Source organism: Sorangium sp. So ce836, assembly GCF_028553905.1.
In the GTDB taxonomy this organism is placed as follows: domain Bacteria; phylum Myxococcota_A; class Polyangia; order Polyangiales; family Polyangiaceae; genus Sorangium; species Sorangium cellulosum_D.
Genome location: NZ_CP102233.1, coordinates 4,993,579 through 5,017,150, shown reverse-complemented (window position 1 = coordinate 5,017,150; position 23,572 = coordinate 4,993,579). Strand labels below are relative to the sequence as shown.

The 23,572-nt window shown below is 72.9% G+C and carries 18 protein-coding genes; 5 read left to right on the top strand and 13 right to left on the bottom strand.

Going from position 1 to position 23,572, the window contains the following annotated elements:
* Window positions 1–32: 32 nt before the first annotated feature.
* The 6 genes from cyoE to NQZ70_RS18320 all read right to left on the bottom strand — a co-directional run bounded on the left by cyoE (window position 33) and on the right by NQZ70_RS18320 (window position 7,229).
* The gene (cyoE, locus tag NQZ70_RS18345; protein WP_408022434.1) at window positions 33–989 is read right to left on the bottom strand and encodes a heme o synthase; all 957 of its coding nucleotides are present in this window, start codon (window positions 987–989) and stop codon (window positions 33–35) included.
* A gap of 406 nt (window positions 990–1,395) precedes the next feature.
* Window positions 1,396–2,280: a carboxypeptidase regulatory-like domain-containing protein gene (locus NQZ70_RS18340; RefSeq protein WP_129575368.1), complete on the bottom strand. Its 885-nt coding sequence runs from the start codon at window positions 2,278–2,280 to the stop codon at window positions 1,396–1,398.
* A 183-nt stretch (window positions 2,281–2,463) separates the two neighbouring features.
* Window positions 2,464–3,711: a hypothetical protein gene (locus NQZ70_RS18335; RefSeq protein ID WP_129575367.1), complete on the bottom strand. Its 1,248-nt coding sequence runs from the start codon at window positions 3,709–3,711 to the stop codon at window positions 2,464–2,466.
* Window positions 3,712–3,731: 20 nt separating this feature from the next.
* A complete protein-coding gene (locus tag NQZ70_RS18330) occupies window positions 3,732–4,235 on the bottom strand; it encodes a T3SS (YopN, CesT) and YbjN peptide-binding chaperone 1 (protein WP_129575366.1) in 504 nt (167 codons plus the stop codon).
* A 44-nt stretch (window positions 4,236–4,279) separates the two neighbouring features.
* Complete coding sequence (locus tag NQZ70_RS18325; RefSeq protein ID WP_129575365.1) at window positions 4,280–6,025, bottom strand: hypothetical protein; 1,746 nt, start codon at window positions 6,023–6,025, stop codon at window positions 4,280–4,282.
* Window positions 6,026–6,383: 358 nt separating this feature from the next.
* Window positions 6,384–7,229, bottom strand: a complete 846-nt coding sequence (locus NQZ70_RS18320; RefSeq protein WP_061621313.1) for an SDR family NAD(P)-dependent oxidoreductase — start codon at window positions 7,227–7,229, stop codon at window positions 6,384–6,386.
* A gap of 274 nt (window positions 7,230–7,503) precedes the next feature.
* Here NQZ70_RS18320 and NQZ70_RS18315 point away from each other — a divergent pair, with 274 nt between their 5' ends.
* Window positions 7,504–8,322 (top strand): J domain-containing protein, encoded by an 819-nt coding sequence (locus NQZ70_RS18315; RefSeq protein WP_129575364.1) that lies wholly within the window; start codon window positions 7,504–7,506, stop codon window positions 8,320–8,322.
* A 37-nt stretch (window positions 8,323–8,359) separates the two neighbouring features.
* Here NQZ70_RS18315 and NQZ70_RS18310 read toward each other — a convergent pair whose 3' ends face one another.
* From NQZ70_RS18310 to NQZ70_RS18300, 3 genes are all read right to left on the bottom strand, one after another.
* A complete protein-coding gene (locus tag NQZ70_RS18310) occupies window positions 8,360–9,094 on the bottom strand; it encodes an OAM dimerization domain-containing protein (protein WP_129575363.1) in 735 nt (244 codons plus the stop codon).
* A gap of 122 nt (window positions 9,095–9,216) precedes the next feature.
* On the bottom strand, window positions 9,217–11,535 hold the full coding sequence (locus tag NQZ70_RS18305; RefSeq protein WP_129575362.1) for a hypothetical protein: 2,319 nt from the start codon (window positions 11,533–11,535) through the stop codon (window positions 9,217–9,219).
* 319 nt (window positions 11,536–11,854) lie between these two features.
* Entirely contained in the window at window positions 11,855–13,396 is a 1,542-nt protein-coding gene (locus tag NQZ70_RS18300; RefSeq protein ID WP_129575361.1) for a lysine 5,6-aminomutase subunit alpha, read from the bottom strand.
* 216 nt (window positions 13,397–13,612) lie between these two features.
* Here NQZ70_RS18300 and NQZ70_RS18295 point away from each other — a divergent pair, with 216 nt between their 5' ends.
* The 4 genes from NQZ70_RS18295 (at window position 13,613) to NQZ70_RS18280 (ending at window position 18,580) form a co-directional block, all read left to right on the top strand.
* Window positions 13,613–14,209, top strand: coding sequence for an FxsA family protein (locus NQZ70_RS18295; RefSeq protein ID WP_129575360.1), 597 nt, complete (start codon window positions 13,613–13,615; stop codon window positions 14,207–14,209).
* 472 nt (window positions 14,210–14,681) lie between these two features.
* On the top strand, window positions 14,682–15,200 hold the full coding sequence (locus NQZ70_RS18290; RefSeq protein ID WP_165374033.1) for an NUDIX hydrolase: 519 nt from the start codon (window positions 14,682–14,684) through the stop codon (window positions 15,198–15,200).
* Between the two features lie 365 nt (window positions 15,201–15,565).
* Window positions 15,566–16,258: an oxidoreductase gene (locus NQZ70_RS18285; protein WP_129575359.1), complete on the top strand. Its 693-nt coding sequence runs from the start codon at window positions 15,566–15,568 to the stop codon at window positions 16,256–16,258.
* 162 nt (window positions 16,259–16,420) lie between these two features.
* Window positions 16,421–18,580: an ATP-dependent DNA helicase RecQ gene (locus NQZ70_RS18280; protein ID WP_129575358.1), complete on the top strand. Its 2,160-nt coding sequence runs from the start codon at window positions 16,421–16,423 to the stop codon at window positions 18,578–18,580.
* A 139-nt stretch (window positions 18,581–18,719) separates the two neighbouring features.
* Here NQZ70_RS18280 and NQZ70_RS18275 read toward each other — a convergent pair whose 3' ends face one another.
* The 4 genes from NQZ70_RS18275 to NQZ70_RS18260 all read right to left on the bottom strand — a co-directional run bounded on the left by NQZ70_RS18275 (window position 18,720) and on the right by NQZ70_RS18260 (window position 23,484).
* Window positions 18,720–18,932, bottom strand: coding sequence for a hypothetical protein (locus tag NQZ70_RS18275; protein WP_129575357.1), 213 nt, complete (start codon window positions 18,930–18,932; stop codon window positions 18,720–18,722).
* 391 nt (window positions 18,933–19,323) lie between these two features.
* Window positions 19,324–20,424, bottom strand: coding sequence for a tyrosine/phenylalanine carboxypeptidase domain-containing protein (locus tag NQZ70_RS18270; protein WP_165374032.1), 1,101 nt, complete (start codon window positions 20,422–20,424; stop codon window positions 19,324–19,326).
* Window positions 20,425–20,589: 165 nt separating this feature from the next.
* On the bottom strand, window positions 20,590–21,909 hold the full coding sequence (locus NQZ70_RS18265; RefSeq protein WP_129575356.1) for a PhoH family protein: 1,320 nt from the start codon (window positions 21,907–21,909) through the stop codon (window positions 20,590–20,592).
* 213 nt (window positions 21,910–22,122) lie between these two features.
* Window positions 22,123–23,484, bottom strand: coding sequence for a sigma-54 dependent transcriptional regulator (locus tag NQZ70_RS18260; protein ID WP_129575355.1), 1,362 nt, complete (start codon window positions 23,482–23,484; stop codon window positions 22,123–22,125).
* Window positions 23,485–23,572: the final 88 nt, after the last annotated feature.

Genomic DNA, 23,572 nt, shown 5'->3' with positions numbered 1-23,572 from the left:
GGTCCCGGGCGCGTCAAGACGGCGGGCGCCGCTCAGGCGCCGACCATCAGCGCGGCGAAGAGGAGCACCAGGTACACCATCGAGGCGAAGAAGACCCGGCGCGCCCAGCGAGCGCCGGTGCCCGGGCGGAGGCCGCAGGCGCCGAGCCCGAAGAAGGCAGCGCCGAGGAGCACCGCGGCGCCGAGGTAGACGGGGCCGGCCACGCCGAGCGGGAAGAGGAGCACCGACGCCAGCACGAGCAGCGCGAGGTAGCCGACGATGTGGATCCACGTCGTGCGATCCCCCTTCTCGAGGGGGAGCACCTTGAGCCCGGCGCGCCGGTACTCGTCCTGGCGGAAGAGCGCGATCGCCAGGAAATGCGGGATCTGCCAGAGGAACATGACGGTGAAGAGCAGGAACCCGGGCGCGTCGATCCGCCCGGTGACGCTCGTCCACCCGAGCAGCGGCGGGATGGCGCCGGGGATCGCGCCGATCGGCAGCGAGAGCGTCGTCTTGCGCTTGAGCGGGGTGTAGACGAGCACGTAGCTGAGCAGCGCGAGCGCGGCGAGCGCGCCCGTGACCGCGTTCACCCCGAAGACCAGCAGCGGAATCGAGGCGGCCGAGAGCGCGATCCCGAACCAGAGCGCCACCTCCGGCGCGAGCCGCCGCGCCGGCAAGGGGCGGTTCCGCGTCCGCTCCATCAGCAGATCGGTGTCGCGCTCGATGTACATGTTGAGCGCATTGGCGCCGGACACGACGAGGACCGTCCCGAGCAGCGCCAGCGCGAGCTGGGTCACAGGGACCGCCGCGCGGTCGACCGCGCCCTCTCCGCCCGTCCCGGCGCGGAGGTAACGGCTCGCGACCCACATGCCGCCGAGCATCGTGGCGACCACCATCCTCGTGATGCGCGGCTTGGTGAGGCTCACCAGATCGGCCGCACCCTTGAGCAGCGGGCGCGCGCTCGCGGGGAGCGCGGCGCCGTCGCTCTCGGAAGCCTCGGCATCGCGCATGTAAGGAACCGGAGCCCGCTGCGTGCCCTGCTCGGCGCTCATGGTCACGCGCGCACCTCGCCGCCGCGGCCGGCGCTCGCGCCGCGCGGCGACCGCGCGGCACCTCCAGAGACCCTTGTAGGCGGGATAGCCAGGCCGGAAAACGACGTCATCGCCTGAGCGCGGGGAGCGGGTGAGAACTGCATCGGGGCCGGGAGACTAGCGCGCGCAACGCGGCTCGGGGAGTCGAGTTCGTCCGTTGTCGCCGCTTCCCTTTAGGGCACGAGTCGCCGTGCGGCAACCGCCGCGATGCGCCCGTCTTCCTTCTTCGCGTCGAGCGAGCCAGGGAACCGCGTCCCGCGGCGCTGCCCCGCCGACCGGGCGGCCCCGGGCGCGCTGGCGCCCGCCGCGGGCGCTGCCAGGGAGCTCACCAAAGGCCATTGAGCTCGTCTTTGTTCTCCGCCGGCTCAGGCTCGGTGCCGGCGTACGTGAACGTGACCTGGGCGGGCTTGTCGTCCGCGACCGTGACGTCGGCCGTCTTGAGGCCATAGCGGGGGTGCCACGCCTCGAGCTTGTACTTGCCGGCAGGCACCTTCTCGATCGCGAAGGATCCGTCATCGCCGCTCACGGCGAAGAACGGGTGATCCGTCACCACGACAAAGCCGCGCATCCACGGGTGTATGTCGCAGGTGAGCTTGATGATGCCGTCGCTCCACGACTTCGTGAGCGGCTCCGCGCCTCGTGGCTGGGCCTGGTTGAACAGCGTCTCAGAGCCCTTGTACGTGTGCACGTTGTGCAGCGTCCGGTCGCTGTTCTTGATGTCGACCTGCTGCCCGGAGACCACGCCCTGGATGCGCGGCTCATACATGCAGTCCTTCTGGTCGACGACGGCGTGGGCGTCGGGCGCCTTCCAGCTGCCCTGCACGCCCCCGACCGCGATGCGGACGAGGGTGTCCTTGAGCTTGCCGTCGTTGATGACGACAGCGTTGTACACGACGTCCTTGTCCTGGCAGACCGGGGCGTCCTTGCGCGCGGCCGGGACCTTCATCTCGACCGGCTTGCCGGTGAGCTTGACGACCCCCTTGATCGTCCCCTTGGCTTCGGGCGTGGGCGGCGCGGCCGCCTGTTCTGTCGCCTTCGGCGCCTCGGGCGCCTTTGGCGGCGCGCTGGGCTTCTCGGCCGAGGCCGCGGCCGCGCTCGACGTCGCCGCCGCGCCGCCGGCGGGCCTCGTGGGCTCCTCGGGGCACCCGGCGCCGAGCGTCAGCGCGGCGAGCGCGAGGACGGACAGCGAGACGAGATCGCGACCATGCATGAGGACTCTCCCGTGCCCATGGCGCGCCACGCGAGCCTGGGCCGCGCCCCGCGCGGCCCGGTGAGCGGGAGAGGCCGGCGGGACCGGACGGCCCCCGCGCCGTCCCGGCGGCGAGCATCAGGTGGAACGCTGCGCGCGGATCGCCGCGGGCGACGGCGTGCTTAACGAGTGTCGTCGCTCGCGTCAACCGGACGCGCCCCCGGTCGCGTCCGGCTTCCCGGCGCCCGGGAGCGCGCTCGAGGGGCGCTCGCGCTCGGTCGCGAGCACGGCCGCCCAGAAGCCGCGCTCGTCGCGCGCGGCGAGCGCGACGCAGAGGGCGGCGATCACCAGCGAGAGCGCGCCGAGCGGCACCTCGGGGGCGCTGCGCGCGACGAGCAGCAGCGCGAGCGCGCCGCCGAGCGCGGGCAGCCGCGGCGGCGCGATGAGCGCGAGCGCGACGACCACCACCGCGAGCGCGGCGGCGAAGAGCTGCATCGAGAGCGGCACGACCGGCGCGGGGCGCGTGAGCAGCCGGTCGAGCGCGCGGCGGAAGAGCGCCTCGACCACGGACGCGTCGTCGGCGGCGCCCGCGAGCGCCGTCCGCGTGGCGAGCAGCGCCGAGGCGAGCGCCGCGAGCGAGAGCGGGCTGACGAGGCGCGGCCGCGGCGGCTCGGCCTCCCGCGGGCGCGCCTCGCGGCCAGCGCCGAGCGCGACCGTCGCCACGAGGACGGCCAGCGCGTCGAGCGCGAACGCGGCCGTCGCCACCGAGCTCGTCGCGCCGGCGAGCGCCTTCGAGCCGCGCTCGTTCGCCCAGACGGCGAGGAGGACGCCGGTGAGCCGCACGAGCGCGGAGGCGCCGACGAGGCCGAGCGCGGCCGCGACCGGCCGCATGAACGGGACGCGGAGCGCCTCCCAGGCGCTGCCGACGGCGAGGATCGCCGCGCTCACGCCGATCAGCGCGGCGGAGAGATCGGGCACGCGCTGCACGGTCGCGTGCAGGACGACGAGGATGACGAAGCTGCCCGCGGCGATCGCGGCGATCCGCAGCGCGTAGGGGACGCGGCTCCGCACGACCGCGCCGATCAGCGCCATCGCGGTGACGATCGCGCCGATCGCGAAGAGCTGCGAGGCGCCGGCGCCGGCGAGCTCGACCGTGTGCGCGGCGCGCTCGATGCCCACCGCCAGGCCGACCATCGCGGGCGCGAGCATGCGGCCGAGGATCATCGCGAGCAGGGCGAGGACGGCGAGCGGCCGGATCAGCCGGAGCACGGGCAGGCCGGCGAGCGGCGGCCGCTCGGGGGACGACGCGCGACCTTCGGCGCGCTCGGGGGACGACGCGCGACCTTCGGCGGGCGGGGCGTCGCCGCCCTCCTCGCGGCGGGGCGAGGGAGCGGGGTCCGGTGCGGCGGAGGGAGGAGGGGCTTCGGGGGGAAGGTCGATGTTGAGGAGCATGAATGAAGAGGGCCCGTCGCTCAGCCCTTGTCCCAGGCGCGGGGGGCGTCCAGATCGGTGAAGACCGCGGCGGTCGCCGAGGCGTCGATCAGGTCCTGCATCCGCTGGCCGCCGGCCTCCTCGACGATGCGGTCGTCGTACTCGTCCGCGAGCACCGACAGATCCCGGAGGGCGACCAGGATCTCGTCGGCGTCGAGCGTCTCGCCGCCGAGGAGCGTGTGCACGATGACCACGCACGAGCCCTGCGCGACGTAGCCGAACGCGCCGAAGCGGATGCGCGCGTTCAGGCGGAGCAGCTTCATCGCGAGATCCGGCGTCATCTCGACGCCGCGGGCGAGCTGCGCCACGAGCCGCACGAGCGCGCGATCCGGCGCCCAGGGCAGGACGTGCAGGTAGACGTACGCCGTCCCCTGGCGCACGACGTAGAACTGCGGCTCGATCCGGGTGAACGCCGGAGAATCCGCGAGCGCCGCCTCGATGCGCGCGATGGTCACTTGAACGGCCGCGTCGGAATCCTTCGACATGCCGCCGAGGATACATCGCCGCGGTCCCGGTGCAGAGCCGGGACCTAACGCCGGAGCGGAAGCAGCGGTCCAGGCGGCGCCAGCGTCTTCTCGTCGCCCGGGACGGGCCGCGGCGCCCTCCGCACCGGCGCCGGCTCGACCGGGGCGGCGTCGGACGCCGCCTTCAGCAGGAAGGGGCGGGCGTTGCGGGTGGAGCACGCGTCGTACGGATCCCGGTGGAACTCCCAGTGCAAGTACACGTTGCCGTCGGGCGAGACGATCGCGTCCGGCGCCTTTCCGAACGGTGACGCGCGGTGCACCGAGTTGAGCGCGACCATGTCGAACGCCGTCATGCCGCTCGGCTTCGTCACCCCGAGGCGCACGATGCTGCCGCTGTCCTTGTTCAGCACGATCTCCAGGTGCGTGACCCGGTTCTGGTTGAACGCGTGCCCCGAGGGCAGGCTCTCGAGCGACGCCAGGAACTCCTCCGCGAAGATCGGGTGGAGCCGGTTGTGGATCATGTTGATGTACGTCGCGAACGGCACCCGCGCGGCGTTCAGGGACGTCTGGTTGCCGGGCTTGACCGAGGGGTCGTAGTTCTCGATCGCGGCGCGCCACTTCTTCCACTTGTCCGTCGTCTCCCACGAGCCCCGGTGCGCGCTCTTGCGGGACGCGCCGTCCGAGGCCCGTTCCGCCCTGAGCTTCTCGTTGCCCACGGCCGCCTGCACGCCGGCCATGTTCAGGTTGAGGTTGGGCCCGCCGGGCAGCCCTGGCGCGCCGAGGCCGATCGAGCCGACGCGGACCGGGCTCTCGTAGGGCTGCGGCGTCGCCTTCTTCCCGGCGACGCGGCTCTTGCCGTCGCCGCCCGGGTTCGCCGGGTTGAGGGTGTAGCCCGTGCGCGGGCTGTCGACGACCTCGGGCGACGCCGGGCCCGAGCCGCCCGCGGCGCCCCTCTCCGGCGCCGGCACGGCGGGCGCCTGCGCCACGCGGCCGCCGCCGGTCGCGCCCGGGACGCTCGGCGGCGGCGCCGCCCGAGGGGCCTGCGCGGCCTGCGCCGGGGACGGCGGGCTGTGGTGCTCCGCGCTCTCGCTGTCGGGGCTCTTCTCGCCGGGCGCGTGCTGCTCGTTGCCGGCGCGCTCCTCGCTGTGGCCGCTGTGATCGTGGTCGCTATCGCCGACCTTGTCCGCCGGCCCCCGCGGACCGGTCGGGCTCCCGGGCGTGGGCGCGGGATCGTCCTGATCCTTCGAGCGGATCTGCGCCATGGTCTCCTCGGCGACCTTGTTGGCGTCGTCGGCGATCCGGTTCGCCTCGGGGTTGTCTTCCTGGTTCTTCTCGACGTGCTGGCGGACGGCGATCCGCCGCTCCGCCGGGAGCGGCAGCGGCGGCGGCGCCGGCTGGACCGGCACGACCTTGGCCGCCTCTTCCTTGGGCGGCTCCGGCTTGGGCGGCGCCTTCGCCTGGCGTGCCGGCTCCGCCTTCGGCGGCTTCCGCCGCGGCGGCTCCGCCTTGGTCGGCTCGGGCTTCTGCTGCGGATCGAGCGGCGCGTCCTTGTCGGGCTCGCCGTCCGGCGACCGCTCCGGCGGCGCCAGCGGGGCGGGAGGCGGCGTCGCCGCCATGCCGTCGGTCAGCACCTCGAACGTCGTATCGGCCGGGCGGAGGCCCTCCCGCACCGCGTGGACCATCCGGCGGAGCTGCGCCCGATCCTCGATGACCTGAGCCACCTCGACCGCGCCCCCACCGCCCGCCATGTGCGCCACGATCGCCGCGCAGACCCACAGGGCGAGCGGGATGTGGGCGGCGTCGCGCGACATGGTTGCTCAGCGCCCCCGCGCCGCAGAGGCCGCACCGCGCGATGTGGCGCAGCCGGAACAGCAGCGAACGACGGTCACCGGTGGCACCTCCAGACTCCGCGTGAACGATCTGCTCGAACAGTACGCCAGTACGCCAATGCGAAAAGCGCACCCAGGAAGCGCCTCGAACCTAGCATCCAGGGATCAGCACAGCAACGGTCGGCGCGCGCCGGGCCTTCGCTTCTGCCGGGTCCGCCGTCGCGCGAGCGGCGCGGCCCGCCCCCCACCCCGCGCACGCGCGGCCCGCGAGGGCAGCCCTGGGCGGCGCGCTCGCGCCGCCGCGCCGCCCTCGGCGCCGCGCGCTCCGCGGGCGGCGCGATCAGAGCTTGTTGATCGCGTCCCAGTGCTCCGCGATCTCCTGCGCCGTCCAGACGCCGCCCTCGTCCTTGAACTTTCCGGGGCTCTGAACGACCTTGTAAATGTACATCTGCGCGCCTGCGACGGCGAGGACGTTGCCGGTCCGGTCGGCGCACAGGTCGGACGCGAGGAACAGCGCCGCGGGCGCGACGTGCGCCGGCGTGAGCGTGTCGCCGGCCGACTGGAACATGGGCAGATCCTCCGTCATGCGGGTCTTGGCGATGGGCGCGACCGCGTTGACGGTGATCCGCTGCTTCTGCAGCTCGATCGCGGCGGTGCGGGTGAGCCCGTAGATGCCGGCCTTGGCAGCCGCGTAGTTGGCCTGTCCGAAGTTGCCGAGCATCCCCGAGACGCTCGTGGTGTTCACGATCCGCCCTCCCTCGCCCTGCGCGACCATCTGCTTCGCGGCGGCCTGCGTGCACAGGAACGTCCCCTTCAGGTGAACGGCGATGACGGCGTCCCACATCCCCTCATCCATCTTGAGGAGCGTCTTGTCGCGGAGGATTCCCGCGTTGTTCACCAGGATGTCGACCCTGCCGAACGCGTCGACGGCGGTCTTCACGATCCTCGCCGCGCCCTCGGGGGTCGCCACGTTGTCGAAGCTCGGCGCGGCCTGCCCGCCCGCGGCCCGGATCTCCTCCGCGACCTGCGCCGCCATCGCGTCGCTCGAGCCCGACCCGTCGCGCGCGCCGCCGAGATCGTTGACGACGACCTTCGCGCCCTCCCTGGCGAAGAGCAGCGCTTCCTCGCGGCCGATCCCGCCGCCGGCTCCCGTGATGATCGCGACCTTTCCGTCGAGCAAGCCCATCGCAGATTCCTCCTGATCCGCGCGCCGGCGCGCCGCGCCGGGCCGTTTTCGCGCGGAGCTTCGCACAGCGGGCCGCGACCTGGGCGCACATTCGTGCGCGCCGGCGGGCGGGCGAGCCGGCGACGTGCACCCGCGCGCGCGAGCGGGCCCTTCCGGCGCCGTCGACCCTGGCGCGGGCCCCTCCGGCCTCGCCGACGCGCGCGCCTGCGTCGGCCGCCTGCCCGCGCCGCTTCTTTGCCCGATCGCGGGCGGCGATGATAACGCCGCGATCGCGATGCAACTGCCCAGCCGCCTTTCCACGTCGACCCTGGGAGACCTGCTCGGCGCGCTCTACCGCGAGAGGACCACCGGGCTCCTGGAGCTCTGCGAGCTCCGGACGCCGAGCGGCTCCACGGTGCCCGGCCGGCAGCACAGGATCCAGCTCTTCTCCGGCCTGGTGACGGCCGTCGAGACGCCGCTCCGGGTGCCCCGCCTCGGCGAGATCCTCGCGCGGGAGGGCTCGGCGCCCGAGCCGTCGATCCAGCGGCTCGCCGCGCTCGTCGCCGCGCACCGGGGGCGCCGGACCGGCGAGGTGCTCGTGGCCGCGGGGCTCATCCCCGAGAGCGCGGTCGAGCGCGCGCTCCGGATCCAGCTCCGCGCCCGCCTCGAGGCGCTGTTCGCCATCGAGGAGGCGACCATCTGCTTCCACACGGCGAGGCCGCTCGCCGGGTCGCTGCGGCAGACCGGCCCGCTCTCGCCGAGCGACTTCCTCCACGGCCGCCCGCGCGCGCGGGATCGCTACCGGCGCGCCGCGAGCGCGGGCGCCGCGCGCGGCGGGGCGTCGACCGGCGCACCGTCGTCGAAATCGAACGCGCCTCCGCGCGGCGGGCCGTCGAGCGCGCCGCGCGCCGCCCGGGTGGACGAGCCGCGCCGCCGGGCCCTCGAGGTGCTCGGCCTGCGCGAGGGCGCGACCGAGGCCGAGATCCGCCGCAGCTTCCGCCGGCTCGCCGCGGTCCTGCACCCCGACCGCGGCGCGTCGCAGCCCGGCGAGGGCGCGCAGCGCACCGCGCGCTTCGCCGAGCTCTCGGCCGCCTACCACCTGCTCGTCGCCTGATCGCCGCCCGCCGCCAGGCCGGCTCGTCGCCTGCCCCCTAGACCCTGCCCACGAGGCGCTCGACCAGGAACGACGCCACGGTGATCGGCTTCGTGCCGGGGCCGAAGCCGGCGTCGAAGCCGAGCTCGACGGCCAGGTTGTGGTCGATGCGCGGGCCGCCGAGGAGCAGGATCACCTTGTCCCGGAAGCCCTGGCGCGTCGCCATCTCGACGAGGGCCGCCGCGTTCTCCTTGTGGCAGTTCCGCTGCGTGATCACCTGCGAGACCAGGATGGCGTCGGCGCCGAGCGCCTTGGCGCGCTCGCAGAGCTCGGCGTTCTCGACCTGCGCGCCGAGGTTGTGGGCGTCGAAGCACTTGAAGCTCTCGAGGCCCTTCTCTCCGGCAAAGCCCTTGTAGTTCAGGATCGCGTCGATACCCACGGTGTGCGCGTCGCTGCCGGTGCAGGCGCCCACGACCACGATCTTGCGGCCGAGCTTCTTCGCCTGTTCCTCGATCTGGTCGCGCGTGAGGGGCTGAGCCGCGAGCTCCTCCACCTCGATGTCCGAGGTGTCGACCCCGTGCTGGGAGTGGCCGTAGACGACGAAATAGGTGTGCTCCCGGCTGGCCTGCTCCATGGCCGTGACCAGGGGCTCGCGCAGCCCGTGCGCCTCGGCGAAGCGCTTCGCCGCCTCGCGCGCGCGGTCGCCCGGCAGGATGCGCAGGGTGAACGACATCTGGACCATCCCGTCGCCCTCGCGATCGCCATACGCACGCAGGATGTTTCGCTGTGTCATGGAGCCCATGGTGTACATCACTCGGCGGCGATCCGGTATCGCGCCTCGCCGCCGGCAGGCGGGGAGCGCGGATGGCCCCGGGAATTCCTCGGGATCTCGCCCGCGGCGCAGCGGAGGGCATGTCACCTGCGAGCCGAAAATCCGCTGTATTCCAGAGCTCTCCGGATGAAATCGGGCATTTCCGCCCATCCGATGCTCGTGATCACGCGGGCCTCCGTCGCGTCGTCTTCGAAGCTCCACCGGCCGAGGACCGAAGCGCTCAGGCTGAGCCCCACGGGGAGGAGGATGGAGCCGGAGCCGCCGACGTGAAGTCCCGCTCGCGGCGCCACGTCCGACGCTTCGTCGGCAGCGCCGGCGGCCATCCGCGCCGCGCCGACTCCGAGCTCGACGGCGACGCTCGCCGGCCGGAGCGCGAGCGTGCCACGCATCGTGCCTTGAGGGAAGACGCGCACGGAGGTCTCCTGCGGCTCCCGGAAGTGGACGAGTTCGAACGCGGAGGTCAGCGCGACGGCGTCGTGCTGCCAATCGAGCGCGAGCCAGAGGCGCGTCGCGTCGTACTGGATGCGCTCGACGTCATCCACGTAGAATCCGGGGCTCACGCCGGCGCCAATGGCCGTGCTCGCCGGCGGCAGATGGCTCCGATAGCAGCGCTCCTCCGCGCTCCGGAGCATGCCGGAGAGCGCACGGGACGTATCGCCGCCCGCGCCGCGGTCCTGCCGCGCCTGCTGCGCGGCCTCCTGCAGCTCGGCGACCGCGTCCCGGATACATCGGCCGAGCTCCGTATTTGCAGCTGGATCGCGATTGCCCTTGTAATCGCCTGCGTAGTCGAAGGTCATCGCGACCGCGAACTTGGCTCGCGCGCCGAGGATCTGGTCCACGCGCGAGGAGGGCTGGCTCACGGCGAGCGAAATGTTCAGCCCGTCCAGCCAGGCGGAGGATGCGACGGGACGCGCCAGCTCTTCATGGGAAGGCACGAGGGCGGCGACGCTCTCGGAGAGCTTGAGCAGCTCGTAGACGAGCGCCGTGCGGGCTGGACTTCTTGCGTTGTTCAGATCGAGCTTGCTGGCGACCTCACGAGCTATCGCCCCAGCATCCGCGCCAGGGGAGGTGGCTCGCTGGGCGAGCGCGCGTCGAAGCTCCGCCGCGAAGCGCTGCTCCAAGGCGCCCCAGATCGCGCCGTCCTTGAGCGCCAGCTTCCTCGCGAACTCGTAGATGAGCCCGTCATCGGGGCCGGACGCCGCTTTGACGGGAGCGCGCCCCCCTGCGGCTCCCGGGCCCGCGCCCCTCATGCCACGATCGAACAAGTACGTCTCGAGGGACTGCGCGTCGGGCCCCCGTATCTTGCTAGCAAGTTCGTCGCTCGTCGCGCGTCGCAGATCCCCGCCAGACCCCGACGGGGGGTTGTTTACCATGTCCTCGACGCTGATGTGCACCGCGAGCGCGATGGCCTCCCGGAGGTGGCGCTCAACCTCGGCGCGGGCTGCGGCTCGCCTGGCGAGCTGCGCCTCCCGCGCCATACGGAAAGGCGACACCGACACGCCGCCGCCGAGCGCGACCCCCGCCGGAGCTATGGACACGGGCACCTCGGCGCTCAGGAGCGGCTGAGCTCCCGGGCGCGCCGCCATGAGCGCGCTCGTGCCGATCGTCGTCGCCGCCGGGATCTGGGGGAGCAGCCCCAGACCAAGGACGACCTCACGCGCCTCCTGGCTGGGCAAGTCGATCAGAGGCGGAAGCGGGCAGCAGCAGTCGTCTTGGTCCACCGGCTCATCGACTTCATTGATATAGAAATGGTTGTGAATAGCAGGTTGCGGCGGAGGCACAGCGCTCCGCGCCTGGCAGTCGGTCGCAGTAACCTCCCTCCGTATATCCGCCATGTTCTGACTCGCCACCACCCCAGGCACACACCCAGGAACGCGCCTGTATCCAGCCCTACCCAGGTAATACACTCGATCATCCAGCGAGCCGCACTCCTCCCCGGACCTCCTAATTTCTCTGAACGGCTCCGTGCGTTGAACGAACCTATCGACAGCCGCATTGATCGCGGCCGTGTACCTGTCTTCAGGTACCTCGTTGGCGACACAGGCGGCGAGGAGCTGGTGCTTCAGCTCAGTCGCGAGGCGGTGAAAATTCTGGCAGCACGCCGGCAAGCCGCTGGGTTCCTGCGCCAGCGTCGATGAGCTCCAGGCAAGGCTGAAGAGCACCACGGCGGCGCAGCTCTGCCACGCAAGCGACGTAGCCGGGCCTGACATGCCCCTGCGGCGAGCACGGTCGCCGCCCAGCCGACGTGCTGAAACACGAGCGTCCATCATGAACGGCAATACCACATGGTCGTACTTAGATGACACAAGCGGCGCGGAGGCTACGGCGGTAGCTATGTCAAGGTTCTCGAAGACTCGCAGCGCAAGTGCACCTCCGTCCTGAACGCCCGCTGTTCGCTCCACGGACAGCGATGAACGCTTGCTCGTTGGCTCGACATCCGCGGACGGGTCGCCCCCCCTCCAGCCTGGCCTCCCGCCCGGTTCTCCGGGGGTCGCACCCCCTCCAACCAGGCCTCCTGCCCGGTCCTTTGGGGGTCGACCCCTCCCTCCAGCCTGGCCTCCTGCCCGGTCCTTTGGGGGTCGACCCCCCTCCAGCCTGGCCTCCTGCCTGATCCTCCGGGGGGTCGGCTCCCGTCCGGCCGGCCATCGTGCCCGATCGCGCGGGGGTCGTACCCCCCGGGCCGGCCACGGCGCTGCCCCTCCGGGCCACGGACTACGACGACTACCGCTCCAGCACCTCGAGGACCGGATTCAGGTACTCCGGGTGCCGGGCCACGACGCCCGCGTACCCCTTCCCCCCCGTGCGCGTGCGCTTGACGTCGCCGAACGCGCCGCGCCCGATCGCGTCCCAGAGGGTCTCCCGCTCGACCTCGCCGAGCAGCGCGTGCGCCTTGTCGAGGACCTCGCGGGCGCGCGACTCGACGATGCCGCCCGGCTTCCACTGGATCTCGTCGCCGAGGTGGCGCGCCGCCGTGAAGATGTAGCGCGCGCTCTTCAGCGAGAGATACCGGTCCATGAGGAGCGGTGTGTGGATCGCCTCGCTGAACATCCCGAGCAGCTCGATCGACTGGCCGGTCGTGATCCCGACCAGGTTGAACATCGCGTCGTGGACGTGGCTGTGGAAGATATCGCCCGTCTTGAACTTCGTGGGCGGCATCCACTTGATCGGGTGCCGATCGAAGATCTGCCGGACGAGCTGGGCCTGGGCGAGCTCGAAGAGGAGGCTGTCCTCGAGCCAGGGGTTGATCTCGAACGCGTGGCCGAGGCCCATCTGCTCCTCGCGCAGGCCCGCGCGCCGGGCGAACGCCTCGTTGATGAACTGCGACGCGAGCACCGTGTGGGCCTTCTCGACGGCGTCGGCGGTCGTGAGGTAGTTGTCCTCTCCCGTGTTGATGACGATCCCGCTCCTCGCGATGATCCTGCGGGAGAAGTACTGATCGATGAACGTCCGCTGCATGTTGATGTCGCGGAACAGGATCCCGTACATCGCGTCGTTGAGCAGCATGTCGAGCCGCTCGACCGCCGCCATCCAGGCGATCTCGCTCATGCACAGGCCGGACGAGTAGTTCGTCTGCGCCAGGTAGGTGCCTGTGTCGCGGGTCGCCTCGTCGGTGGCGCGGCGGATGATCCGGAAGTTCTCCTGGGTCGCGTACGTGCCGCCGTACCCCTCGGTGGTCGGCCCCTCCGGGACGTAGTCGAGGAGCGACTGGGCGGTCGCGCGGATCACGGCGACGATGTCGGCGCCCGCGAAGCCGGCGGCCTTGGCCTGAACGGCGTCGTCGTAGATGTTGCCGGTCGCGACGATGACGTACTTGAGCGGCGCGACGCCGACCCGGTGCGCCGCCTTGGTGGCCTCGCGCTCCTCGCGGGCCCGGTCGATCCGGGCGATCGCCTCCCGCGTCGCCGCCTCGATCGCGCCGCACGCCTCGGCCGCGGTCGGGCCCGCGCCGAAGTCGGCCGCCTCGCTGAACGCCAGCGCCTCGGCCGCCTCCTGCACCGAGGCGGCGCCCTCGCAGAGCGCCCGGCCGAGGTGGTACGCGACGCCGCGGCCCAGCTGCCCCGCCTTGTGGATGCGGTCCACGAGCGCGTTCACGAGCGGCGTCCCCTCCGCGTCGGCGCCGACCACGCCGTAGGCGCGGGCCACCGTGCGCTCGACGCCGACCGTGGTGTGGCGGTCGATGAAGCGCTGCACCTCGTCCGCGATGTCGGCGGCAAACGCGCGGCACGCCTCCACCTTTTCCTGCTCCACGGGGACGGTCGTCATGGATTTCTCCGGGGCAGGCGGTCTTAGCGCACTCTCACCGCGGCCGGTACTCCGGCGCCGGATCCGCGGCGGAGCAGCCGGCCGCGAGCGGCGCGCTCGGCGCGCTCGGCGATGCGGCGCGCGGCAGCAAATGCGACGCGGCGCGCGATGGCGGTGCTGGCGGCGGCGTGCCGGCCCGCGCGTGCGCGGCGCGGCGGGCGGCGCTAGACGGGGGGCATGGGCAAGCTCTTCCTGCTCTTCACGGCGGTCTCCATCCTGGAGTTCTGGCTGCTTCTGTCGATCGGCGACCGCATCGGCTTCTGGCCGACGGTGGCGATCGCGCTCGGAACGGCCGTCCTCGGGGCAGCGCTCGCGAGGCGCGAGGGGCTCAAGGTGCTCGCCTCCTGGCGGGGCGCGGTGGCCGAGGGCCGCGCCCCGGACGAGGGGCTCACCGGCGGGCTGCTCGCGCTCGTCGGCGCGGCGCTGCTCGTCACGCCGGGGGTGCTGACCGACGTGGTGGGGCTCATGCTCCTGCTCCCGCCCGTGCGCCGCCGGATCGCCGCGGCCGTGCGCGAGCGGTTCGAGCGGCGCGTGGCCGCGGCGAGCGCCGCCGGCCTCGGCGGCTTCGGCCCGGGCAACGGGGCGTTCTTCAGCATGAGGGTCATCGACCTCAGCGGCGGGCCGTTCGGCGGACGCGGCGCAGCGCGCCCTGGCGCGCCCAGCGAGCGGCCGGCGTGGCCGGCGTCAGGCCAGGTCATCGACGTCGAGGCGGAGGTGACCGAGGAGGACGAGCGCGGCGGGCCGGCGCGAGAGGCGCGACGACTGCCCCGCTGACACCGCGGTGACACCGGCGTTCCGACGAGCGCATGCGCGCGCCGTCCGCGCACGAGCGACTCTGGCGCTCGACGCCCGAACACCCGCGTCCGGAGCCGGCGAAACACGCGAGCAACAACATCAGATGATGATTCACGCTCGGGCTGCATGAATGAAACGACAAAGAAACAAAGCCTATTGTAGGCTGTTCAACGTCGTCGGAGTGGTCCGACATCTCAGGAGGAGCGACATGAAGATCTGAGCCCACACAACGCCCCGCGACAACGCACAAGGAATCCAACGCAGCAACCTCTATGCTAGATCCAACTCGAACCGCGATCCCATCGAACCCACCGCGCCGCCCGGGTAGCGGCGCGAAGAACGGCGCCGGCACGGCGTCCAGCCCCGAACAGGAGGGGCGCGCTCACCTGGGCGCGGCGCGCGCGGCGATGAGCCAGCGGCCCCACGTCCTGCCCTCGCGGAGGGACCCGCGATGAGGCTCATCAAATCCATGGCCAGCTGGCTGCTCGGGTACGTCGATCCGAGGGAGCCTCTCGGCAGCTCGCTGATCAACGCCGTCTCCCGGCTGCCCATCAACCTCGCCGCCGACGCCGTGTGCCTCCGGAAGAACGCGGACTCCGGCGCGCTCGAGGTCCTCCTGACCCAGCGAGGAGCGTCGGAGTCGAGCCCCGGAGAGTGGTGCTGCCCCGGGAGCGTCCTCTCGCCGGGCGAGCAGCCCGAGCACGTGCTCCACCGGGTCGGCATGACGATCTCCGACTTCACGTTCGTCGGCGACTACTTCTCGGCCGCCGCGCGCGGCTGGATGCTCTCCCGGGTCCATCAGGCGAAGCTCGCCGAGGTCCCGGCCACCGGCGCCTGGTGGCCCGTCGAGCAGCTGCCGAACAACATGGTGCCCAAGCACCGGGAGCAGCTCATTCCGATGGCGATCAAGGCCTTCCACGCCCAGCGCGCGAAGCTCGCGCCGAAGGTCGCCCCCGCGCCGCTCACGTGAGCAGCGCGCCGCGGGGCCCCTCGCCGGCCGCGTGAGCGGGCCCCGCCCCCCTCGGGGCCTCCTGCCACGACGATCGCCGCCGCCGCGCAGGCCAGCGATCTCCTTCGGGTATTCTGTCCCGGTCGCGGCCATCTCTGCCCGCAACGAGCTCCCATGAAGGCGGGAAGCCGGCCGCGGCGATGTGGAGCCCGCGCACACCGGGGAACCTGGAGCGGAAGCGGAAGGAACCGTAGGGGGTCTACGCCGACCGCCCGCTCGCGACGCCCGCAGCCGGCCGCTATGGTTTGCGCGCCGCTTGGGTTACGCTGCGCGGTACGGCTGTGGATCCCGGCGGCGGCGCCCTCCGCAGGTGATTCCGCAGGAACATGGAATCCATGATGGTCGACAAGACAGCTCTCATCGTGGGAGGAACGGGCCTGGTCGGCGGCCACTGCTTGCGCCTCCTCGTCCAGCAACCCGCGTACGCGCGGGTCGTCGCCCTGCTGCGCCGCCCGGCCCCGATCGAGGACCCGCGGCTCTCCCAGCGCATCGTCGACTTCGATCGGCTGGACGGCGCGGAGTTCGCCGGCGTCACCGACGTGTTCTGCGCGCTCGGGACGACCATCGCCAAGGCCGGCTCCGAAGAGGCCTTCTACCAGATCGACTATCGTTACCCGATCACCATCGCCAGGCTCGCCGAGAAGGCGGGAGTGAAGCAGTTCGTCCTGGTCTCCTCCGTGGGCGCCGATCCGCGCTCGACCAGCTTCTACCTGCGCGTGAAGGGCGAGCTGGAGCAGGAGCTCTCGGCCGCGAGCTTCGCGGCGGTCCACGTCCTGCGCCCGAGCCTGCTCCTCGGCGAGCGGGGCGAGGTCAGGAAGGGCGAGGCGATCGGCGTCGCGGCGGCGCAGACGCTCCGGTTCACGATGAAGGGCGGCCTCCGCAGGTACCGCCCCATCGACGCGAGGACCGTCGCCGGCGCGATGGTCGCGGCCGCGCTCCAGGGGAGCCCCGGCCGCCACGTCTACCACTTCGACGACATGGAATCGCTCGCCAAGGGCGTCGGCGTGGTCCAGGCCTGATCGCCGCGCCGCCCAGGCGCGCGCGCGCCGGCGGCGCGAGGCCGGCGGCGGACCCCGACGGCGATCCCCGCGCCGCCATGGCGCCGCCACCCCCGGCGCGACGCAAGCCCACGGAAGTGCTAGGGCTCGCGGCGGGCACGGCGCTCGCTCGACGCCGCCGCCATGATCTTCGCAGAGCCCCCCTCGCCGATCGTGACCGAGCGCCTCGCCTCCTCCCTGCTGCGCCCCCCGGAGAGCCCGCCCCCGTCGCCGCCCCCGTCGATCGACGCCGTGCTCGCGGATCGGTTCGGCATCGCGTCGTTCCGGCCGTGGCAGCGCGAGGCGATCGACGCCCTGCTCGGGGGCGCCGGCCGCGTCCTCGTCGTCGCGCCGACCGGCGGCGGCAAGTCGCTCTGCTACCAGCTCCCGGCCGTCGCCCTGCCCGGCACGACGCTCGTCCTGAGCCCGCTCATCTCGCTGATGGAAGACCAGGTGCGCGCGCTCGAGGCGCGCGGCATCCCCGCGACGTTCGTCGCCTCCAGCCTCCCGCGCGAGGAGAACGGCCGCCGCCTCGCCGCCCTGCGCCGCGGCGAGTACAAGCTCGTCTACGCAGCGCCCGAGCGCCTCGCCTTCGACGGCTTCCTCGAGGCGCTCGCCGAGAGCCGGCTCTCGCTCGTCGCCGTCGACGAGGCGCACTGCATCGTCCAGTGGGGGCACGACTTCCGGCCCGACTACCTGCGCATCGGCGCCGCGCTCGCGCGGCTCCGCCCGCCCCGGGTCCTCGCCTGCACCGCGACGGCGACCCCCGACGCGCGCGACGAGATCATCCGGCGCCTCGGCTGGCCGCGGAGCTCGCCCGGCGACGACGGCGCCGCGGGTGAGCCCGGGCCGGAAGGGCCGCCGCCCAAGGTCATCCTGCGCGGCTTCGCCCGGCCCAACCTCCACCTGCAGGTCTCCGCGGTGGACGGCCCGCGCGAGGCCGGGCGCCTCACGGCGCGCGCCCTCCTCGACGCCCTCGGCGACCCCGGGCGGCCCCGCGGCGCGGGCATCGTGTACGCCGCCACCCGCAAGGGCGCGGAGCGCCTGGCCGAGGCGCTGCGCGACGCCGGCTGGAACGCCGAGGCGTACCACGCCGGCCTCGCCCCCGAGTCGCGCGCGCGCCTGTCGGCCGGCTTCGCCGATCGCAGCCTCTCCGTGGTGGTCGCCACGAACGCCTTCGGCATGGGCATCGACCGGCCCGACGTGCGCCTCGTCGTGCACGCCCAGCCGCCGTCGTCGATCGAGGCCTACTACCAGGAGGTCGGCCGCGCCGGCCGCGACGGCGACCCGGCCCGCGGCCTGCTCTTGTTCGCGCCCGCGGACATCGCGCTGCGCCGCCGGCTCTGCCAGCTCGGCGAGGGGGGCGCCGAGGCGAGCGCCGACGACGCCGCGCGCGCGTGGGGGCTCTTCCGCGAGCTCCTCCGCTACATCGACGCCGCGACGTGCCGGCACGACTTCATCCTCCGCTACTTCGGCGACGAGGCCGAGTCGCTCGGCGGGTGCGGCCACTGCGACGTCTGCCTCGAGGTCGACGCCCTCGAGGAGAGCGACCCGGCCGCGCTCGCCCGCGACAACGACCTCGTTCGCCGCGCGCTCGCCGGCGTCGCGCGGGCGAAGGGCGGCGCCGGGATGCAGGCGATCGCGTCGATGCTCACCGGCGAGTCGAACGAGCGCGTCCGCCGCATGGGGCTCGACCGGCTCTCCACCTTCGGCGTCCTCGAGGGGAAGCGCCACGACGAGGCCATGTCGATCCTGCGGGTCCTGCTGGCCAACGCCTGGATCGATCTCACCACCGGCGAGTTCCCCGTCCCGCTCGTCACGCCCTCGGGCTGGCGCGTGATGCGCGGCGAGGTGCTCGCCCGGGTGCGGCTCCCGCTCCCCGCCGCGCGCCGGAAGCCGCTGCGCCGACCGGCGGCCCCCTCGCCCGCCGCGCGCCCCGCGGCGACCGCGCCCTCGTCGCCGACGCGCGCGCCGACGGCCGCGCGCGCGTCCTCCTCGGCGGCCCACGACCGCGCGGCGGCCGCGGCCGTCGCCGCCTCGCCCGCGCAGGCGGAGCCCGCGGTCGAGCTCGAGGAGCGGGACGTCCCGCTGTTCGAGGCGCTGCGCGCCCACAGGGCCGCGCTCGCCAAGGAGAAATCGCTGCCCGCCTACATCATCGCGCACGACCGGACGCTCCGGGAGATCGCGCGGATCCGGCCCGCGTCGCTCGACGACCTCGCGCTCGCGCGCGGCATGGGGCAGGCGAAGATCTCGAGCTACGGCGAGGGCATCCTCCGCGTGGTGCGGGAGTTCTCGGGCGCCTAGCCGGGAGAGCCGAGCCCGGGCGCGTCCTCTCGCCGGATCCGCCGGCACGCGGGGCGCCCGGGAGGCGCGGAGGCGGGGAGAGCGCTCGAGTCGTCTCTCGCCCCGTCTCCACGCCTCCCGGCGCGATCGTGCGCGCGCGTCACGCGTGTCCCGCGACGCGGAGCTCGGCGATCAGCTGGCCATCCAGGCTGACGAAGGTCGTGAGCCGGCCCTCGACGTTGATGAACACGTCGAGCATCACGCCGGCGCCGAGATCCACGACGTGAAGATCGTCCTTGAGGACCACCGCCGGGGCCTCGCCTCCCCTCGGCGGCCGCCTGGAACCCCTCTCCATGGCCTTCTTCGAGTTCATGCCCCCCTCCGCCCGCTGGCCCGTCCGAGCCGCGCGCCCCCGGAGCCACCTCCACGCGCCGCGCGGCCCCGCCGGGCGCGATCGCGCGCGCGCGGCGGCGTGCTCGCCAGCGGACACGACAAGCGCGTTCCATGCCGTGCTCGCACGGCCGAAGTGATCCTTCCCTTCACGCAGCCCCCTTTCTCTCCGCTCCTCGCCCGACCCGCAGCGCCTCCATTTCATCGGATCGCTGTGGCGGGAAGATAGGAAGTTCAGGGGACGATCGGACTTTTCTTCCCGCCTTCCCATGGTCTCCCGTGAGCCAGACAACCACGGTCCAGCCGGGCAACCGCGGCCTTCCGCGCGAACGCGCCCGGGGCGCAAGCGACGCCGGACCGGGGCGCGCGGCCCTTCAGCTCACCCGCGCCCAGGACGCAAGCGACGCCGCGGCGCCCACGGAGACCCTGCCCGAGGAGAGCACCTCGCCGAGCGCCGGCTGCTCCAGGAGCATCGCCTCGACCCGCAGCAGCGCCGGCAGGTAGACGACCTCCCGCGCCAGGCCGCCGCCCCGGTGGACCCGCGCCGCGATGCGCAGGGCGTCGGCGGTGGAGCGCGCGCCGCGCGCCTCGAGCAGCCGCACGGTCTCGACGAAGCCGGCGCCGCGCTCGACGCTCCGCGCGGCGAGGTGGCGCAGCCCGAGCTCGATCCGGCGGGCGCCGACCAGGTACCCCGCGGCGCGCTCGCGGGCGAGCGCCCAGCCCTCCTGGTCGTCGCCGCCGTTCGCCGTCCCGATCGCGAAGATCCCGAGCGGGAGCGCCGCGGCGCGCACGCCCGGCGCCGCGTGCCCCTCGATCTCGTGCAGCACGGTGCGCTCGACGTCGTCGCGCGTGAGCATGCGCCCCCGCGCGACCTGGATCACCCCGTCGCCCGTCGCGGCGAGCGGCGCGATGTCGGCGATCACGACCCGGAGCGGCAGGCGCCGCGCCCCGATCTCGCGCCGCATCCGCGACACGAGCGACCGCGGCGAGCGCGCGTCGTCGCTCCGCACCCGCTCCTCGTCGCCCGCGGTCGCGCCCGCGCCCTGCTCGACCCAGGCCGCGGCGAGCGCGTCCGCCTGCTCGTCGAACGCGTCGCGCGCGGCGTAGCGGCGGCGCGCGGCGGCCCAGCACCCCGCCCCGCCAGCGGCCTCGCAGATCGCGGCCTCCGCGGCGAGCTCGAGGGCGCGGCCGGCGTAGACCGCGCCGAGCTCCCCCAGATCCGCGAGCCGCTCGGCCGCCGTGTCCATCGCCATCCGGAGATCGCTGTGGTCCTGCGCGGGCGCATAGGCGAACCGCGGGACCTCCCCGCCCCCCCTGCCCCACGCCGCGGCGAGCCGCGCGAGCTCCTCGACGAGGTTCACCGGCGTGCTCGAGCCGACCACGCGGATCCGCCGCGCCGCGGCGCCGAGGAGCCGATCCGCGTCCGGCACCCAGGCCGGCGGCCCCGGAGGCCTAGCCCGAGGACGCCGCGCCACGCTCGGCCGCTCCTTTCGCGCTCGCCCTCGCCCCGCGCGCTCCCGCCCTGCTCGCCCCGGCCCCGCTCGCCCTCGCCTCGCTGGCTCCCGTCCTGCTCGCCACCACGCCCCTGGCTCCCGTCCTGCTCGCCCCGCGATCGCGCCGCGCGCCCCCTGCTGCGCGCGTCAGAGCAGGTTCGCCGCGAGCTCCGCGAGCTCGCTGCGCTCGCCCTTGGCGAGCACCACGTGCCCCGCGATGCGCTCGCGCCGGAACCGCTCCGCCACCACGAGCAGGCCGTTCGACGCGTGATCCACGTACGGGTTGTCGATCTGCTGCGGATCGCCCGTCAGCACGATCTTGGTCCCCTCGCCGCACCGGGTGATGATCGTCTTCACCTCGTGCGGGGTGAGGTTCTGGGCCTCGTCCACGATGAGGTACTGGTGCGGCAGGCTGCGCCCGCGGATGTAGGTCAGCGGCTCGACCTGGATGCGCCCGCTCTCCAAGAGCTCCACGAAGCCGCGCGCGTCGCGCCCCGGCTTCGTGCCGCCGTTCGAGAACAGGAACTCGAGGTTGTCGAAGATCGGCTGCATCCACGGGTTCAGCTTCTCGTCCACGTCGCCCGGAAGGAAGCCCAGATCGCGCCCGAGCGGCATGATCGGCCGGCTCACGAGCAGCCGGCTGTAGGCGTTGTCCTCCGTCGTCCGCTTGAGCGCCGCCGCGAGCGCCAGGAGCGTCTTGCCCGTCCCCGCCTTGCCGATGAGCGTGATCAGCCGGACGGAATCGTCGAGCAGGAGGTCGAGCGCGAAGGCCTGCTCCTTGTTGCGCGGCCGGACCCCCATCACCCCCTCCCGCCCGACGCGGAGCGCGACGATCTGCCCGCGCGACGCGTCGAAGCGCCCGAGCGCCGTGTGGCTCGGCGCCCCGGCGTCGCGGAGGAGCACCGCCGAATTCGGCAATAAATCCGCGAAGTTGGCGCCGACGAAAGAGCCGTTCTGGAAGAACGCGTCGACCTCGGCGCCGGGCACCTCGAGCTCCACCACCGACTGCTCGATGGCCGGATCGTGCACCCGCTGGTTCTCGTACGTCTCCGCCGGGATCCCGAGCGCGTCGGCGCGGATCCGGAGGTTCGTGTCCATGGTCACGAAGATGGTCGGCCGGTCCTTGTGCCGGTCGCGGATGTCGATCGCCGTCTGCAGGATGGCGTTGTCCTGCGAGCCCGACTCCAGCCCCACGAGCAGCTCCGGCCGCCGCTCCGGGATCGCGATCCGCAGCGTGCCGCCGCTCTCCAGGAGCACGCCGGTCGCGAGCGTGCCGGCGCCGCGGACCTCGTCGAGCAGCCGGGCGATGGTCCTCGCGTTGCGCCCGCGCTCCGAGCCCTCCCGCTTGAACTGGTCGATCTCCTCGATCGCGTAGATCGGGATGATGACGTCGTTGTCCTCGAACTTGAAGATCGCGTGAGGATCGTGGAGCAGGACGTTCGCGTCGAGAACGTAATTCTTCTTCATAGGGGCGAGCGCGACGGCGTAGCCGCCTGAGGCGACGGGCGCAAGGGCGTGTTGAGCCGCCCACCCGGGGATGTCGCCATCCGGAGATCGGCAGCCGCTCCTCGCCGACATCGGACGGACTACCGACCTTCGACTCGGCCGGATCGGGAAGATCGCCCGCGGCGCCCGCGCCGCCTGCGTCGTCTGCGTCAGATTCCAGGCGGGTCGCCGCCGTCACAGATCGATCCGGTAGTCCTTGATCTTGTAGAGCAGCGCCCGGTGGCTGATCTCCAGCACCTCGGCGGCCTTGGTCCGGTTGCCCTTCGTCTTCTGGAGCGCGCGCCGGATGAGGATCTCCTCGATGACGCGCGAGGTCTTCTTGATCGACAGCTCGCCGCTCGTCAGCTGCATCTGGATCGGGTCGCGCGCCTCGCGGATCCGCTCGGGCAGGTCGGCCTCGCCGATGCGCTCGCCCTCGCAGAGCACCATGGCGCGCTCGACGGTGTTCTCCAGCTCCCGGACGTTGCCCGGCCACCGGTACTCCAGGAGCAGCCGCCGCGCCTCGGGCTCGAAGCCGCGGATGTTGATGCCGAACCGCGCGTTGTTCCTCGCGAGGAAGTGATCCATGAGGATCGGGATGTCCTCCCGCCGCTCCCGGAGCGGCGGGATCGCGATCGGGAGCACGTTGATCCGGTAGAAGAGGTCCTCGCGGAACCGGCCGGCCTGCGTCTCGGCCAGGAGGTCGCGGTGCGTCGCCGCGAGGATGCGGACGTCGACCTTGATGTCCTTGTTGTCGCCCAGGCGGCGGATCGTCTCCTCCTGGAGCACCCGGAGCAGCTTCACCTGGAGCGGGAGCGGCAGCTCGCCGATCTCGTCGAGCAGCAGCGTGCCGTGGTTCGCCTGCTCGAACAGCCCCGCCCTGTCGTTCACCGCGTCGGTGAACGCGCCCCGCTTGTACCCGAAGAGCTCGCTCTCCAGCAGGTTCTCCGGGATGGCGCCGCAGTTGACCGCGACGAACGGCCCGCCCCGGCGGCCGGACCGCCGGTGGATCGCCCGGGCCACGAGCTCCTTGCCGACCCCGCTCTCGCCCGTGATGAGCGCCGTGGTCTTGTAGTCGGCGACCTTCGCGATCGTCTTGAAGATCGCCTGCATCGGCGGGCTCTTCGCGAGGATCTCCTCGAACAGGTTCTCCCGCCGGATCTCCTGGCGCAGCGCGCGGTTCTCGCGGCGGAGCGCCTCCCGCTCCTCGGCCTTGCGGAGCGTGAGCAGCACCTCCTCCGCCTTGAACGGCTTCTGGATGTAATCGTAGGCGCCCGCCTTCATCGCCTCGATGGCCAGGTCGACGTTGCCGTAGGCGCTCATCACGATGACCGTGGCCTCGTTCCCCTTCGCCTTGAGCGTCGCCAGGAGGTCGAGGCCGCCCATCCTGGGCATCCGGACGTCGGTGAGGATCACGTCGGGCCCGAACGTCTCGACCATCGCGAGCGCCTCCTCGCCGCTCGAGACCGCCTCGACCTCATAGCCATCCCGCTTGAGGAACGTGCGCACCACGAGGCGCAGGTTTTCTTCGTCGTCAACGACTAGGACACGGCGCATAGACCCTGAAAACTTTTCCTACACCGGCGCGCATCACTCCGCAACGAGTTGCATCTCGCCACATGCCGCGGTGCGGTCATCCGCGGGG

Bases quoted from the DNA above. Each gene is read 5' to 3' on its own strand.
- cyoE (WP_408022434.1), bottom strand. From the start codon at position 989: ATGCGCGATGCCGAGGCTTCCGAGAGCGACGGCGCCGCGCTCCCCGCG.
- NQZ70_RS18340 (WP_129575368.1), bottom strand. From the start codon at position 2,280: ATGCATGGTCGCGATCTCGTCTCGCTGTCCGTCCTCGCGCTCGCCGCG.
- NQZ70_RS18335 (WP_129575367.1), bottom strand. From the start codon at position 3,711: ATGCTCCTCAACATCGACCTTCCCCCCGAAGCCCCTCCTCCCTCCGCC.
- NQZ70_RS18330 (WP_129575366.1), bottom strand. From the start codon at position 4,235: ATGTCGAAGGATTCCGACGCGGCCGTTCAAGTGACCATCGCGCGCATC.
- NQZ70_RS18325 (WP_129575365.1), bottom strand. From the start codon at position 6,025: ATGTCGCGCGACGCCGCCCACATCCCGCTCGCCCTGTGGGTCTGCGCG.
- NQZ70_RS18320 (WP_061621313.1), bottom strand. From the start codon at position 7,229: ATGGGCTTGCTCGACGGAAAGGTCGCGATCATCACGGGAGCCGGCGGC.
- NQZ70_RS18315 (WP_129575364.1), top strand. From the start codon at position 7,504: ATGCAACTGCCCAGCCGCCTTTCCACGTCGACCCTGGGAGACCTGCTC.
- NQZ70_RS18310 (WP_129575363.1), bottom strand. From the start codon at position 9,094: ATGACACAGCGAAACATCCTGCGTGCGTATGGCGATCGCGAGGGCGAC.
- NQZ70_RS18300 (WP_129575361.1), bottom strand. From the start codon at position 13,396: ATGACGACCGTCCCCGTGGAGCAGGAAAAGGTGGAGGCGTGCCGCGCG.
- NQZ70_RS18295 (WP_129575360.1), top strand. From the start codon at position 13,613: ATGGGCAAGCTCTTCCTGCTCTTCACGGCGGTCTCCATCCTGGAGTTC.
- NQZ70_RS18290 (WP_165374033.1), top strand. From the start codon at position 14,682: ATGAGGCTCATCAAATCCATGGCCAGCTGGCTGCTCGGGTACGTCGAT.
- NQZ70_RS18285 (WP_129575359.1), top strand. From the start codon at position 15,566: ATGGAATCCATGATGGTCGACAAGACAGCTCTCATCGTGGGAGGAACG.
- NQZ70_RS18280 (WP_129575358.1), top strand. From the start codon at position 16,421: ATGATCTTCGCAGAGCCCCCCTCGCCGATCGTGACCGAGCGCCTCGCC.
- NQZ70_RS18275 (WP_129575357.1), bottom strand. From the start codon at position 18,932: ATGAACTCGAAGAAGGCCATGGAGAGGGGTTCCAGGCGGCCGCCGAGG.
- NQZ70_RS18265 (WP_129575356.1), bottom strand. From the start codon at position 21,909: ATGAAGAAGAATTACGTTCTCGACGCGAACGTCCTGCTCCACGATCCT.
- NQZ70_RS18260 (WP_129575355.1), bottom strand. From the start codon at position 23,484: ATGCGCCGTGTCCTAGTCGTTGACGACGAAGAAAACCTGCGCCTCGTG.